Annotated in this window: 11 protein-coding genes; 5 read left to right on the forward strand and 6 right to left on the reverse strand. The window is 66.2% G+C overall.

Annotated features, from left to right (window positions below):
• Positions 1-5 precede the first annotated feature (5 nt).
• Positions 6-746 (reverse strand): hypothetical protein, encoded by a 741-nt coding sequence (locus GSQ87_RS07805; RefSeq protein WP_216839125.1) that lies wholly within the window; start codon positions 744-746, stop codon positions 6-8.
• A gap of 673 nt (positions 747-1,419) precedes the next feature.
• Between GSQ87_RS07805 and GSQ87_RS07810 the strand changes: the two genes are divergently transcribed.
• The gene (locus tag GSQ87_RS07810) at positions 1,420-2,052 is read left to right on the forward strand and encodes a TetR/AcrR family transcriptional regulator (protein ID WP_158914945.1); all 633 of its coding nucleotides are present in this window, start codon (positions 1,420-1,422) and stop codon (positions 2,050-2,052) included.
• 25 nt (positions 2,053-2,077) lie between these two features.
• Positions 2,078-2,431, forward strand: a complete 354-nt coding sequence (locus tag GSQ87_RS07815) for an ArsC family reductase (RefSeq protein ID WP_158914946.1) — start codon at positions 2,078-2,080, stop codon at positions 2,429-2,431.
• 27 nt (positions 2,432-2,458) lie between these two features.
• Here the strand turns inward: GSQ87_RS07815 and GSQ87_RS07820 are convergent, their stop codons facing one another.
• Entirely contained in the window at positions 2,459-3,352 is an 894-nt protein-coding gene (locus GSQ87_RS07820) for an AraC family transcriptional regulator (RefSeq protein WP_158914947.1), read from the reverse strand.
• Positions 3,353-3,559: 207 nt separating this feature from the next.
• Between GSQ87_RS07820 and GSQ87_RS07825 the strand changes: the two genes are divergently transcribed.
• Positions 3,560-4,306 (forward strand): SDR family NAD(P)-dependent oxidoreductase, encoded by a 747-nt coding sequence (locus GSQ87_RS07825; RefSeq protein ID WP_371416658.1) that lies wholly within the window; start codon positions 3,560-3,562, stop codon positions 4,304-4,306.
• Positions 4,307-4,343: 37 nt separating this feature from the next.
• On the opposite strand, the gene GSQ87_RS07830 is transcribed toward GSQ87_RS07825, so the two are convergent.
• On the reverse strand, positions 4,344-7,748 hold the full coding sequence (locus GSQ87_RS07830; protein WP_158914949.1) for a polysaccharide deacetylase family protein: 3,405 nt from the start codon (positions 7,746-7,748) through the stop codon (positions 4,344-4,346).
• 422 nt (positions 7,749-8,170) lie between these two features.
• Here GSQ87_RS07830 and GSQ87_RS07835 point away from each other — a divergent pair, with 422 nt between their 5' ends.
• Positions 8,171-9,634, forward strand: coding sequence for a hypothetical protein (locus tag GSQ87_RS07835; protein ID WP_158914950.1), 1,464 nt, complete (start codon positions 8,171-8,173; stop codon positions 9,632-9,634).
• On the opposite strand, the gene dusB is transcribed toward GSQ87_RS07835, so the two are convergent.
• The 3 genes from dusB to GSQ87_RS07850 form a co-directional block, all read right to left on the reverse strand.
• Positions 9,631-10,641: a tRNA dihydrouridine synthase DusB gene (gene dusB / locus GSQ87_RS07840; RefSeq protein WP_256375877.1), complete on the reverse strand. Its 1,011-nt coding sequence runs from the start codon at positions 10,639-10,641 to the stop codon at positions 9,631-9,633. The two genes, GSQ87_RS07835 and dusB, sit on opposite strands and share 4 nt — an antisense overlap.
• A 20-nt stretch (positions 10,642-10,661) precedes the next feature.
• Positions 10,662-11,510, reverse strand: a complete 849-nt coding sequence (locus GSQ87_RS07845; protein ID WP_158914951.1) for an SDR family NAD(P)-dependent oxidoreductase — start codon at positions 11,508-11,510, stop codon at positions 10,662-10,664.
• A gap of 96 nt (positions 11,511-11,606) precedes the next feature.
• Positions 11,607-12,479, reverse strand: coding sequence for a LysR substrate-binding domain-containing protein (locus GSQ87_RS07850; protein WP_216839128.1), 873 nt, complete (start codon positions 12,477-12,479; stop codon positions 11,607-11,609).
• Positions 12,480-12,677: 198 nt separating this feature from the next.
• On the opposite strand from GSQ87_RS07850, the gene GSQ87_RS07855 reads away from it, so the two are divergent.
• Positions 12,678-13,931 carry a cupin domain-containing protein gene (locus GSQ87_RS07855; RefSeq protein WP_158914952.1) on the forward strand — a complete coding sequence of 418 codons (1,254 nt, stop codon included), beginning with the start codon at positions 12,678-12,680 and terminating at the stop codon, positions 13,929-13,931.
• The last annotated feature ends 11 nt before the right edge of the window (positions 13,932-13,942 follow it).

Below are 13,942 nucleotides of genomic sequence, written 5' to 3' on the forward strand. Positions count from 1 at the left end.
CGGGGTCAATCACCGCCCTTTTCGGTGATGAACCTTAGCTCCGGCTTGCCTCTGCAGCCGTAGACATCGTGCAAGATCGCGAGCAGCTCGCGCGCGATGGCCGCATCGTCGAACAGCTCCAAGGGATAGCTCTTCCAGTAGTTCGGAGCCCGGCCGGGGTCTTTGAAGCCGGCTGCACGCAGGAGGGCCAGCCGCTCGGGCGTGAGAACGCTAGCCAGTTCAGGTCGGCTGTCTGCGGAGACGGCCTCGCAATAGATCGAGGCCGGAGAGGTTTCCGGCTCGCACTGGACGTAACCGAATACCGTATCCAGCGCGACGAAGACCCGGCGACCGCTGTTGACCCGCAAGCGCTGGATTTCCCCGGTCGCCCTGGCCCCATACATCCCGAACAGGTCGGCTGTCGGCGCCACGTCTCGCCCCGGCGGCGGGGTGTAGAAGCATGTGTGCACGGCCGTGGCCGCCATGGCGTGCGCGTCGTTGACCGATCCCGCGAGATTCTGGCTGGGCCCGTTGCGCGGTGGGCAAGGCTCGCTGGCGACCCAGTTGCTCTCGACTTCCAGGTTCTGGAGGTCGGCGTCATAGGCCTGCGCCAGGGTGTCCAGGAGGCTGTCCGCGATCCCATTAACCGGCATGCCAGCCGGATAGCTATGGGTGTAGTTGCCGAAATCCGGATCGAGCCGCCATCCCAGGGCGGCTAGACGTGAGAGCTTTTCGGTCGTCAGAACGTGCTGGAGCGAGGGTTGCATGAGCGCGCCCGCCGCTTCGCACCGCAGGTGATGGTCGGGCGGGCGCTGGCATTGGACGTACTTGTTGCCGTCCCAAACGGTGGCAACCCCGTCTTGCCGGGTTGATCCAGCGTGATCACGTTTTCCAACGCCGCCGCGATACGAGATCTGATCGGCGTAGGTTGGTCGGCTCGCACCAAGCTTGGCGAAGCGCCCAGCATCAGGCCCAGGATGGCGCACCCGGCCATCAACTGTCTGCGAATCAGCATGTGGTGGAATCCAACGAATTACAGCCCGAGCCAAAACCTATAGGCGAAGATTGCAGCTGTCGCGGAGGTGCGTCGAAGCCAGCGGGAACATTTCCGATCCGGGAGACAACCCGGTGCGCGAGGAATTTCTACGCCCTGCGGCCGAGTCTATGAATACACTCCGTTTACGGATCATCTCTTCGGTGAGGAAACTGCAACGTCCGCATAATGGCGAGTGCTGAACAGCGAATCGCCGCTCTTGCGCAAACCCGATACGCCGGCGGACCTGGGCGCCGTCCTGGGCAAATTGTTGAACTGAAGCTGTTCGCCCCAGCGAGTTGCACAGTTTCAGGTATTGATGCGCAGTCAGCCGCCGCGAGGCGACGTCGGGCGAATTCCGGCCGGCTCCAGCTTGGCATTTGGACGCGATCGGGTATCAGAAGCACATGGTTTCCCCGACCAATACGAGCGGCATGAAGACAGCGGAACCGGTTTCCGTCGACCTGCGGGAGCTTAAACGTCTCCGTACGGAGCAACGACTGATCGAGGTGGCGATCAAGCTGTTCGTCGAACGTGGATTCGAGCAGACGACGCTGCAGCAGATCGCCGAGACGGCCGAGATCGCGCCGCGGACTATCTTCCACCATTTCTCGACCAAGGAAGAACTGGTCGCCGCGTGGCAGGACCAGGTGCGCTCCGATCTATGCGCCGTCGTCGCAGAGCAGCCGACCCAGAGCGGACCGCTAGGCGTGCTGGAAGCGGCGGTGATGGCGGTGCTCATGCCGCGCGGTGAAGAGCACGCCGTGGTGACCAAGCTGATCGAGCGCACGCCGGCCTTGCGCAGTCGTGACGAACTCAAGAACGGCGATTTGGAGCGCACGCTGAGCACCGGGCTCTGGACCCGGTTCGGCGGGAAGATCACCGAGATCGAGGCCGATCTGTGCGCCAGCGTGGCGATCGCCACGCTGGGGATCGCCCGGCGCCTGTGGCTGGCCGATGGCGGGCGCAGCGACCCGATCCCCTATGGCCAAAAGGTCTTCGCCCTGCTGAAAAGCGGCGTGCTTTCGGCAGGCCGCTGAGGGACGCAGGCATAAGGCGCGCGCGATGACCCAGTCTGTCGTGATCCACGGGATCAAGGCTTGCGACACGATGAAGAAGGCCCGAGCGTGGCTCGAGGCGCACGGCGTCGAATACCGCTTCCACGACTACAAGACGCAGGGCGTCGAGCGCGCGGCGCTGGAAGACTGGGCGCGTGTCGTGGGTTGGGAAACCCTGTTGAATCGCGCCGGCACGACCTTCCGCAAGCTGCCGGATGCGGACAAGGCGAACCTCGACGAGGGTCGGGCGATCGCGCTGATGCTGGCCCAGCCCTCGATGATCAAGCGTCCTGTGCTGGAAGCGGGTGGGAAGCTGATCGTCGGCTTCAAGCCCGATAGCTACGCTGCGGCGTTCGGCTAAGCGTCGCCCGACGGCGCCCCTGATCCTCTACGCGGGGACCGCCCGCAGTTGCACCACATCACGCCTCGGCGGCGCGCCGAACATGCGGGCGTATTCGCGGCTGAACTGGGACGCGCTCTCGTAGCCGACCTGATAGGCCGCGTCCGTGGCGTTGGCGGCGTCCGCCAGCATCAGCCGCCGCGCTTCCAGCAGCCGGAGATGCTTCTGGAATTGCAGCGGCGTCATCGCCGTCAGCGCCTTGAAGTGCTGGTGGAACGAGGTCGGGCTCATATTGGCGGTGGCGGCCAACTGTTCGACCCGGATCGGGCGGCCGAAGTCGCCGCGCATGGCATGGATGGCGTTGGCGATGCGCTGGGTGTGGCTGCTGGGCAGGGCGAGCTTGCAGATCTCGCCGCCATGGGGACCCGTCAGCAGCCAATAGTAGATTTCCCGCATGATCGACGGCGAAAGGATCGGGATCGCCTGGGGCGTCTCCAGCACCCGCATCAGCCGCAACATGCACTCGGCCAGCCGGTCGTCGACATCCTGCACGAAGAGGCAGGGCCTCGTCGCGGCGTTCGGCCGGACCGGCATGTCGAGCTGGTCCATGATCTCGCGCATCAGGCCGACGTCGAAATCCAGCACGATCCCTAGGAAGGGCTCGTCGGCGCTCGCGCGGGTGACGCCGCCGAGCAGGGGGAGTTCGACGTTGATGACCAGCGCCTGCATCTCGCCGTAGTGGAAGACATCGTCGCCCAGCATCACCTGCTTGGCGCCCTGCACGACCACGCAGAGGGTGGGCCGGTAAAGCACATGGTGGGGCAGGCTTTCGCGACGGCTCCGCATAAGCACCAGCCTGTCGATCTGGGTCAGGTGCACGCCGTCCGTATCGCCGTGAGCGGCGATGTAGGCGGCGACGGCCGCCTGCAATGGCGTAGGCATGGCGATCTTTCGCGAAAGGCGTTGCGCTGGTCGCCCAAACCTAACGGATACGCCGCTTCATCGCAAACCCGTTGAATGTAGGATCAGGCAAGAAGTGTGCGCCTTCCAGCATTCGGATCGGCGCAGCAGCGCGCTAGGTTGCCGTCACGCAATAGGCTTGGGAGTCCTCCGATGTCGGATAAAAGTACAACTAAATCAGAAGGCAAGGTGGCGATCGTCACCGGCAGCAGCCGAGGTCTGGGACGCAGCACCGCCCTAAACCTCGCCGAACGTGGTGTGGACGTCATCGTCACCTATCATTCAAATCATGCAGAATCGGACGCCGTGGTCGCCGGCATACAGGCGTTGGGGCGCAAGGCCGTCGCCCTGCCGCTCGACAGCGGGGACGTCGCGAGTTTCGACGGCTTCGCGGCCGGAATCGGGCGCGCCCTGCACGAGACCTGGGGCGTGGAGCGGTTCGACTACCTGGTCAACAATGGCGGCGCGGGTCACGCCGCCCCATTCGCCGAGGTCCAGGAAGCCGACTTCGACCAGCTGTACAATGTCCATCTCAAGGGCGTGTTCTTCCTGACCCAGAAGCTGCTGCCGCTAATCGCGGATGGCGGCCGGATCGTGAACATTTCGTCCGGGCTCACGCGCTTCGCCTTCCCCGGATCGAGCGCCTACGCCACGATGAAGGGCGCGGTCGAGGTGCTGAGCCGCTACATGGCCAAGGAGTTGGGGCCGCGTGGCATTGCAGTCAACGTCGTGGCGCCTGGGGCGATCGCTACGGATTTCCGCGGCGGCGCTGTGCGCGACAATCCCGAGATGAACAAGCAGGTCGCCTCGGTCACCGCCCTGGGCCGTGTCGGCCTGCCCGAGGATATTGGACCGATGATCGCGTCGCTGCTGTCGGACGACAACCGCTGGGTCACGGGACAGCGTATCGAGGTTTCGGGCGGCATGATGATCTGACGGCCTGCGGGCGGGCGGCGCCGTTTCGAGCGCCGCCCTAGCCGCCCACTGTCGCGGTGGAGCCTTTCACCGTCAGCCCCAGGGATTGGGCGTCGCGGGTACGGCCATGGTCCATGGTCACCGTGGCTTTGCGGTCGATCTTGTTCCAGCCGACGATCGGTCCCCGCACCGCCGTGATCACGGCCTTGATCACCACATGGTACATCAGCTGGCGATAGCCGAAGCGTTGCACCGGCAGCCAGCCGAGGCTTCCCCATGGCGCATCGCGCTCCAGCGCCATGCCGAGCGCCGCCGCGGACAGGTCGACCAGCACGAACGCGCCCCAGTAGAGCAGGGTCTGGTTCAGCAGCTGATGGTCCCACTCGGTCGGGTGAGAAAACCAGTCGAGCGCGGCCCAGAACAGGCTGAACAGCACGGCCGCGTCCACCAGGGGCGCCACCAGGGCCAGGAAGATCTGGAACATCCAGACCTGGGGCAGGGCGACCAGGCCCAGCAACGGGCGGTCGGTCTCGAGGATGGCGGCCCGGTGCTTCCACACGCATTGCAGGGTCCCGAACGACCAGCGGAAGCGCTGCTTGAGCAGGCCGCGCATGGTCTGGGGCGCTTCGGTGTAGGCTCGGGCCTCCGGATCGAACTCCACGGCCCAGCCGGCGCGCTGCACGGCCAGCGTCAGATCCTGGTCTTCGGCCAGGGTGTCGTCGGGAAAGCCGCCCAGGGCCTCGATGGCGCTGCGGCGCCAGGCGCCGACCGCGCCCGGCACCACGGTGATCACGCCCAGCGCGGAAAGCGCCCGGCGTTCCAGATTCTGGGCGGTGACGTATTCGAGCGCCTGCCACTTGGTGATCAGGTTGATACGGTTGCCGACCAGGGCGTTGCCGGCGACCGCCCCGACCTTGGGGTTCTGGAACCAGGCGGCCAGGCGGCCGATGGTTTCGGACGGGAACTGGGTGTCGGCGTCCAAGGCGACGACGATATCGCCCTTGGCCGCCTTCAGCCCGCGATTGAGCGCCGCCGCCTTGCCCCCGTTGGTGAAGCTCATCAGCTGCACGCGTGGATCTTCGCCGAAAGCCGCCTGCACCCGGGCTGCGGTGGCGTCCTTGGAGCCGTCGTCGAGCACCAGCACCTCAAGCTCGCGCCAGGAGGACTGCAGGATGCGTTGGATCGAGGCGACGATCACCGCCTCCTCGTTGAAGCAGGGGATCAACACCGTCACCAGAGCGCGCGGGCGATCGTCGCTGAACTCCGGCTCGGGTCGCTTGGCGGCGCGCAGGCGGTGGACGATGGCGAGCGTGGACAGGAAGAGCAGCCGCGCGAGGCCCAGGACGATGGCGCTGACGAACAGGACCGTGATCCCCTTGTCGAATTCGCGCACGATGTCGAAGGCCGCGCGATCCAGCAGCAGTTGGCCGCGCTCGGCGCGTGTCGGCGGCATGGCTTGCGCGGGAGAGAGACCGGCGAGTTCGGCGACAGTGACCAGGCGGTAGCCGCGCGCGCGCAGGGCGTCGATCAGGTGGGGCAGGGCGGCGATGGTGTGGCTGCGGTCGCCGCCCGAATCGTGCAGCAGCACGACCTGGCCCGCCGTCTCGGGATTGGTGTCCTTCAGCCGGTCCAGGGTGCGCGACACGATCAGCTTGGAATCGGGACGCTTCCAATCGTCGGGATCGACCCGCAGGCCCACGCTCAGATAGCCGAGGTCGCGCGCCGTGATCAGCGGCGCCACCTCCCGCGGGGTCGAGGGCGACGCATCGCCCAGGTAAGGCGGCCGGAAGAACCGCATCGTGTGTCCGGTGATCACCTGGAACAGCCGTTGGGTGAGGTTCAGCTCCAGGTTGACCTGGGTGTTGGACACGGTTCCAATATTGGGGTGGGTATAGGTGTGGCTACCAACGATATGGCCGTCCGCCAGTTCGCGCCGAACCAGTTCGGGCCATGTCTCCATGTTCTCGCCGATAACGAAGAAGGTGGCGGGGACATGCTTTTCCTTCAGGATCTTCAGGATCTGCGGCGTCCAGTGCGGATCGGGGCCGTCGTCGAAGGTCAACGCGATCTCGCCCGGATGCGCGCCCAGGCGCTGGACGACATAGGCGGTGGGAATCTTGTCGAACCGCTCGCCGGTGATCAGGCCCATACCGGGATCGGTGGAAAGCGTCCGCAGCCCAGGGGTGGGCTCGGCGATGGGGTTCATCACCTCGCCGGTGCCGTTGAAGTCGACATCGGCGCTCGGCGGCATGACCCGCAGGTCGCCGACCTTGGCGGAGCCATAGGGCTTGCCCAGAATCTTCCACACGCCCGGGTCTTCCGTACCCATCCGCCAGAGGGCGTAGCCGCGCGGCCGCCAGGCGTCGGCCATGTGGACCTGATTGTAGAGGGTCGCGGCGTCGAGGAACCAGACGGTATGCGGCTGGCCGTCCTCGTCGGCGTAGTTGAAGGTCGGGTTCAGCGCAGCGCGGTCGAAGCGGATTTTCGCGCCCGCATCCTGGGCGGTCAGCGTCGCCTCATGGAAGGAGGCCGGGTCGCCGTGGCCGCCCTTGACCCAGTCGTAGCCAAACGCCCCAAGTGCGAGCACCGTCTTGTTGGGATCGAGCGCGCCGAACCCTTCGGTCAGGTGCTTCTCGAACCAGGCCTGGCTGGCGACCGGACCAGGACCGCCGGTCCAGTAGTGTTCGTCGTAGGCCATCAACACCAGGGTGTCGGAGGCTTGCCCCAAGGCCTTCAACGGCCAGTCGGAATCGTCGAACGGCGCTGTGACCCAGATCTCGCGGCCGCTCGATTGGAATGCGGCGTTGGCCTCGGCGATGAAGCTCGGGTAGGCGGCCAGGCCCACCTTGGACATGTTCTCCAGGTCGAAGACATAGCCGGCGTAGCCGCGCTGCTTGGCCAAGGCCAGCAGGTTGGCGATCAGGGCGTGACGGGCGGGGACGCTGGTGAGCAGGCGGTCGGCCAGCTTGCCGTTCCACAGCTTGTCGTCGGAATTGTGCACCAGCGGCATCACCGAGGGACGATGCGGGGCGGCGGCGATCAGCTTGTCGGCGCGGACGTCGGTGGTCGGATCGATCTGACCGTCGGCGCCCTTCAGCGACACCCATTGCGGAGACACGATGTCGAGTTGGCCGATGTGGTCGGTCAGCGATTCGCGCGATGTGTCGTCCCAGCTCACATAGAAGCCGATGGAAAGCGGGTGCGTGCGGGAGCCATGCGCCCCGGTCACGCGCGGCGGCGGCCGGGTCCACGCGGGATGTTTGGACAGGACCTCCACGCGGCCGTCCAGCGCATGCATCGCCCTCGGGTTGGCGAAGGTCACGCCAGGAATGCTCGGTGCGATGGCCAATGTGGCGACAAAGGCGCCTAGGATCGCAAACAGGGCGGCGAGCAGCAGCCCCACGCCGAAGCCTGCCCGGCGCGCTCGGCGACCGGACGGATCATGGAACACTAGGTTGGTCATGGTCTCGCAATACGCAGGTCCACACTAAGACTAAACCCCTATTCGCCGTGAGCCAGCCGTCGCCACCTTACGACATTGTAGGAATGCAAATTATTGCATAAAAACGTTTAAAAACAGGGAATTAAAATAGTATGCCAAATTACCGCAGGGCGGTTCGCTCACCCTAGGTTACGCCGCGTCGTCTAGCGCTCTACAGTCTTCGGCGATCCACCGAGCTGGGGCCACGCCCACATGTTCGATAAATACAACGGGAAATGTTCCGGAAGTTGCGTCCAACTGTGTCAGAGACGAGCGCGCCTCCAAGTCGCCACATATTTCTCCGCTCAGAAACAAAGTTTCCGCGCGACATGATTCGTGTGGGGCGAAGCTTCCCTTACACCGTAATCCTGCGGGCGTTTCGAAACATTTTACTCGGCGCGATGATGCTCGTGGCGATGACGGTGCTGATCGGCCGCCCAACCGTCTTCAGCGATACGGACGACTACTATGCGCAGGGCCACAGCGTGGTGCGCGCGCTCCAACGTTGGGCCCAGAAGGGCCAGCCGCCGTTCGACATCTCCGAGATGCGCTACCGTCTCTCCAACCCCGGCGGCGGCGACGAGGAGCCCGAGCATAACCAGGACGGCGCGCGCTCGGTCTACTACGGACTTCTGCTCTATCTAGCCCAGGCGGTCGGGTCGTTGTGGACGCTGGCGGCGATCCAGGCGCTGGCGGCGGCGACGCTGGTGCATCTGATCTGGCGCCGCCTCGCGCCGGAAGGACGCGCACGCAGCTATTTCGCGATCATGGCCGTGCTTTGCCTCGGCTCCAGCCTGCCGGTGTTCACCGGATTCGCCATGCCCGACGTATTTGCCGGATTCGCCGCCGTGAGCACGGTGCTGATCGTGGCCTATGCGGACACCTTCGGGCTGTGGGCGAAGGTGTTGCTCTGGCTGGGCCTAGCGGCCTGCGTCAATTTCCACGGTTCCAACCTTCCGACGACGCTCGCCTTAGCCACGCTTGGTCTCGCCGGCATGGCGCTGCTGGGGACGGGCTGGCGCAAACTCCTGGCGCGAAGCGGGTTCGTGCTGACCGCGATCCTGGCCGCTGTCCTGGCCGCGAAGGCCTATGGGGTGGCGGTGAAGCTGAGGACGGGGGACGAGCTGGGCCGCCCGCCTTTCCTGACCGCACGCGTGCTGGCGGACGGGCCGGGGCGGGCCTACCTGGCGCATGCGTGCGGCAAGGGCGCGCCCTTCCAGGTCTGCGCCTTCCGCCGTCTGCCCCTGAACAACACCGAAGACATCCTGTGGGCCGACGAGCCTGAACTCGGCATCTACAACAGCGCCGAATTTCCCGTGCGGTTGCGGTTGGATCGTGAAGACTTCCGCTTCGCCCTGGCCGCGGTGGCCTACCAGCCGGGCCAGGAGCTGGCGATGGCGATACGCAACTGGGGCGCTCAGCTCGCCGCCCACGACCTGAACGAACCATTGCGCGATCAGGGCTACTATCTGGTCGACACCTATTGGAAGACCACCCACCTGCCGCGCCTGATCCAGGGGACCGGCCGATGCGATCCCGAGCGGGGGACCTGTGCGCTGCGGGCGCCGCCCAACGGCATGGCGGGGCTGTTCGCGCTGACCGCGATCCTGGCGCTGGCGGTCTCGGCGGCCTGCCTAGGGCTTTGCCTGCCACGCGGGGGACAAGGTTTGAAGCTCGATGTCCGGGGACGGATCGCCTGCTGGGCGGCGTCGCTGCTGATCCTCGCCGTACCGATCAACGCGGCCGTCTGCGGGATGCTGTCAGGGCCGTTCGCGCGCTACCAAATGCGGATGCTCTGGTTGCTTCCGCTGGCGGCGATGCTGCTGGTGTCCATCGTGCGAACGGCTCGGCGGAACCGCCCGCGCTAATCCAGCCAGAGACGCTTGAGCCCCACTTCGACCTCGGCCCCGCTTTCCAGCCGGCACAGATCGCCCTTGGCCTGCCGGCGCACGACGGCGGATGCAGGCCAGGGTGCGTGTTCGACATACCAGCCCAGGTGCTTGCGGAATATGCGCAGGCCCAGCCGATCGCCATAAAAGGCGAGGGATTCGCGCAGGTGTTCGATCACGATCGCCAGCCGCATCTCCGGGTCGGGATCGGGGATCGCATCCACGCCCGCCAGGCTGCAGTCCAGGGCCGCCAGCATCCAGGGGCGCCCATAAGCGCCGCGCCCGATCATCACCGCATCCGCCCCTGACAGGTCCAGCGCCAAGCGCGCCGATGCGGCGTCGACGATGTCGCCGTTCACGATCACCGGCAGACGGGTCGCCGCCTTGACCTCGGCCACGGCCCGCCAGTCGGCGGCGCCCTTGTAGAACTGACAGCGGGTGCGGCCATGCACGGTGATCGCCTGGATGCCGGCCCGCTCGGCGCGCTCGGCTAGTTCCGGCGCATTGCGGGACGCGTCGTCCCAGCCGAGCCTCATCTTCAGGGTCACCGGGCGGGTGGTGGCGTTCACCGCCGCCGAGATCAGCTTCTCCGCCTGGTCCAGGTCGCGCATCAGGGCCGAGCCCGCGAGCGCGCCGGTCACCTCCTTGGCGGGACAGCCCATGTTCAGGTCGATGATGTCGGCGCCGGCCGCTTCGGCCATGCGCGCGCCCGCCGCCAGCCAACTCGCCTCACGCCCCACCAACTGCACCACCATGTGCGGCAGGCCATCGCCGATGGCGGCGCGACGCACCACGTCCGGACGGCCGCTGGCGAGTTCGGCGCACGCGACCATCTCGGTGGCGACATAGGCTGCGCCCAGGCGCGAGGCCAGCCGCCGGAAGGGCAGGTCCGTCACGCCCGTCATCGGTGCGGCGAGCACCCGGCCAGGGATCAGCACGTCCCCGATCCGCAGCCCGTCCCCGGCTATGGGCGCGTCGAAAGCCAAGGCGGCGCTCCCGCTTCCGCTCAGGCGGCAGGCGTCTTGACGAAGGCCTGGAAGGCCTCGCCAAAATCGGCATGCCAGCGGGAGAGGGCGGAGCGGTTGTGGATCACGTCATCGGCCATCCATTGGATGCGCCGCTCGTCGGTCGCCCGGTCCACGTCGTTGTCGGGGCACAGGATGTAGAAGTCGCCCTGGGCCAGGCGTTCCAGCATGAAGTCCACCACCTGGTCGGCGTCCCAGGCCGCGGGGGGCTTTTCCGTACGCGCTGTCATACCTGTATAGGTGAAGCCCGGGATCAGCAGATGGGCGGTGATCGCGCCGTCGGCGACGCTGCGCAGTTCGTGCGCCAGCAACTCGCTATAGGCCTTCAGCCCGGCCTTGGAGACGTTGTAGGCGCTGTTGCCGGGCGGCAGGGTGATCCCCTGTTTGGAGCCGGTGTTGACGATCAGGGCCGGGCGGCCGGCTGCGATCATGTCGGGGACGAAGGCCTGGACGCCGTGGATCGGCCCCCAAAGGTTCACCTCCATCAGCGCTTCCCAGCCGGCCAGGTTCTCCCACGGCTTGCCCGGGTTGGCGCCGACGCCGGCGTTGTTCATCAGGATGGCGATGTCGCCGAATGCGCCGGTCGCCTGGGTCTTCAAGGCGTGGACCGAGGAGTAGCGGGCGACGTCGGTGGCGGCGGCCTTGGCCTGGGAGCCGTCGACGGCTGCAGCCTGCACGGCGGCGAGCGCCTTGTCCAACGCTTCGCCCGGCCGGTCGGCCAGGATCACGTTCAGACCCATGCCAGCAAAGCGAATGGCGGCGGCGAGGCCGATCCCGCTCGCGGCGCCGGTGATCACGGCTGTGCGGCCGACGGTCAGGGGCAGGGTCATGGGCGAAACTCCTCGGACGGATTACTCAGCGCGCCTTTCGCATGGCGAGCGCGGCCAAGGCTACCCCGGATGCATCCAGCGTGTCTTCCGGGCTCGTCAAGGGCGGGACCACAGCTGGGGGCCGTGTTCCAGCACGACCTCGGCCAGGGCGGCGCTGGCGCCCTGGAGCCGGGCGCTGCGGCCCAGCACGACGAACTCCACCTCGCCGACCTCGGGCAGGTTCGCTTCGGCGGGCGCTTCGGCCAGGTCGCTGTGTTGCAGCAGCAGGCGCGACTGCGCGGTGACGCCCAGGCCCGCCAAGGTCGCCGCGCGCAGCCCGCTGAGCGTCTCGCTGCTGCAGGAGACGAACCAGGCGCGTCCGGCGCGGTTCAGGGCCTCCACGGCCAAGGCGCTGGTGATGCTCGAAGAGGGGTAGAGCACCAGGGGCGCGGGCGCTCCGGGGTTCACCGCGAACTCGCGATGCGCCATCCATACCAGGCGTTCGGTCTTCACCAATTCGCCACGATCGTCGTCGGCGCGTCGTTTGGCGAACACCAGGTCCAGCCGGCCGGCGTCCAGCTTCTGGTAGAGCATGCTGGTCAGCCCGACGCTGAGCTCCAGGCTCAGCAACGGATTGGCGGCGGTGAAATTGCGCAAGATCTCTGGTAGCCGCGTCAGCGCCAGGTCTTCCGACACGCCAAAGCGCACCCGGCCCCGCGGGGCGGTGTCGGCGAAGTGATCCGCCGCCCGTTGGCTGGCGCCCACGATCTCGCGCGCGAAGCCGGCCATGACGTTGCCATCCGCCGTCAGCGCCACCGCATGGGTGTCGCGCGCCAGCAGCTGACGTCCCGACGCAAGCTCAAGCCGGCGAATGTGCTGGCTGATGGTGGACTGGCTGAGACCGAGCTGGCGGCCGGCGGCGGTGAAGTGCCGGGTCTCCACCACCGCCAGAAAGGTCTTCAGTAAATTGGACTCAAACATCCCAGTCATTATGAGGCGTCATAAATGTAATTTCTTTCGAGTTCTTTCGTCCAGGGCTTAGATCGCCGCGATTGATTCAATCTAAATCGCTCCAATATTGCCGGGTCAACGGTGATTTGAGAGGGCGGGTGAAATGTATGGCTTGTGGAGCGAGCGGCCTTTGCTCCGCTTATGCTTTTTGACAAAGGGCCGTTCGGAGGAATTTGTATGAAAGATCTGTCAAGGCGCAATATTCTTGCGGCCAGCGCGGTCGGCGGCGCAGTCGCGGCGGCGGGTGCAGCGGCCAGCGCGGCCGGCTTCGGCAATCCCGATCGCCCGGCCGAAGGCAGGATGAACACCACGCCCGGCGCCTTCAGCGAACCGGGACCGAAGAATCCGGCGCTGGCCGGTCAGTTTCCGTCATTCCAGGACCCCCCTCCCACCGACGTCAATGGGCTCGACCTCTTTTGGTCCTCATTCAACAACGCGCACAAGCGGGTTCAAAGCGGCGGCTGGGCGCGCGAGGTGACCCAGGCCGACTTCGCCATATCCGACGCGGTGTCCGGCGTGAACATGCGTCTTGGAAAAGGCGGCGTGCGCGAGCTGCACTGGCACCAGCAGGCCGAGTGGGCGGTCATGGTCGACGGTCATTGCCGCGTCACGGTGATGGATACCGAGGGACGCCCGGCGGTGCGCGATGTGAAGCAGGGCGACCTCTGGTATTTCCCGCCCGGCTTGCCGCACGCCCTCCAGGGACTGGGGCCGTCCGGCGCCGAGTTCGTGCTGGTGTTCGACAACGGCCACTCGTCGGAGTTCAACACCCTGCTGCTCACCGAATGGATGGCCCACACACCCCCCGAGGTGCTGGCCGAGAACTTCAACCTGCCGGTCAGCGCCTTCAAGAACATCCCGATCGACGATCTGTGGATCTACCAGGGGCCGGACCCCATGCCGCTGGACGCCGCCCAGCGGGCCGTCCGCTCGCCGCTGGGCGAGCCCCAGGACGAGTACACCTTCTCGATGAACGACATGAAGCCCAACAAGGTCACCAAGGGCGGAGAGGTGAAGATCATCGATAGCCGCAACTTCCCGATCTCCAAGACGATCGCGGCGGCCCTGGTGACCGTCAAGCCGGGCGGGATGCGGGAGCTGCATTGGCACCCCAATGCGGACGAGTGGCAGTATTATATCTCCGGCGAGGCACGGATGACGGTGTTCAACACCGGACCGCGCGCCCAGACCGCCGACTTCCGGCCCGGTGATCTCGGCTACGTCAAGAAGAGCTTCGGCCACTACGTCCAGAACACCGGGACCACCGATCTGGTGTTCATGGAGATTTTCAAGGACGACAAGTTCGCTGAAATCTCGCTGACCCAGTGGCTGGCCTGCACACCGCCGGACCTGATCGCCTCGCACCTGAACATGGACCCTGCGCTGACCTCGCAGTTCGGCAAGATCAGGTCTGTGGTGATGCCCGCCTGACGCCCGGATCG

The sequence above is a fragment of the Caulobacter sp. S45 genome (assembly GCF_009765965.1).
Classification (GTDB): Bacteria; Pseudomonadota; Alphaproteobacteria; order Caulobacterales; family Caulobacteraceae; genus CAHJWH01.

Coding starts and splice junctions, on each gene's coding strand:
- GSQ87_RS07805 (WP_216839125.1), bottom strand. CDS start 746: ATGCAACCCTCGCTCCAGCACGTTCTGACGACCGAAAAGCTCTCACGT.
- GSQ87_RS07810 (WP_158914945.1), top strand. CDS start 1,420: ATGGTTTCCCCGACCAATACGAGCGGCATGAAGACAGCGGAACCGGTT.
- GSQ87_RS07815 (WP_158914946.1), top strand. CDS start 2,078: ATGACCCAGTCTGTCGTGATCCACGGGATCAAGGCTTGCGACACGATG.
- GSQ87_RS07820 (WP_158914947.1), bottom strand. CDS start 3,352: ATGCCTACGCCATTGCAGGCGGCCGTCGCCGCCTACATCGCCGCTCAC.
- GSQ87_RS07830 (WP_158914949.1), bottom strand. CDS start 7,748: ATGACCAACCTAGTGTTCCATGATCCGTCCGGTCGCCGAGCGCGCCGG.
- GSQ87_RS07835 (WP_158914950.1), top strand. CDS start 8,171: ATGCTCGTGGCGATGACGGTGCTGATCGGCCGCCCAACCGTCTTCAGC.
- GSQ87_RS07845 (WP_158914951.1), bottom strand. CDS start 11,510: ATGACCCTGCCCCTGACCGTCGGCCGCACAGCCGTGATCACCGGCGCC.
- GSQ87_RS07850 (WP_216839128.1), bottom strand. CDS start 12,479: ATGACTGGGATGTTTGAGTCCAATTTACTGAAGACCTTTCTGGCGGTG.
- GSQ87_RS07855 (WP_158914952.1), top strand. CDS start 12,678: ATGAAAGATCTGTCAAGGCGCAATATTCTTGCGGCCAGCGCGGTCGGC.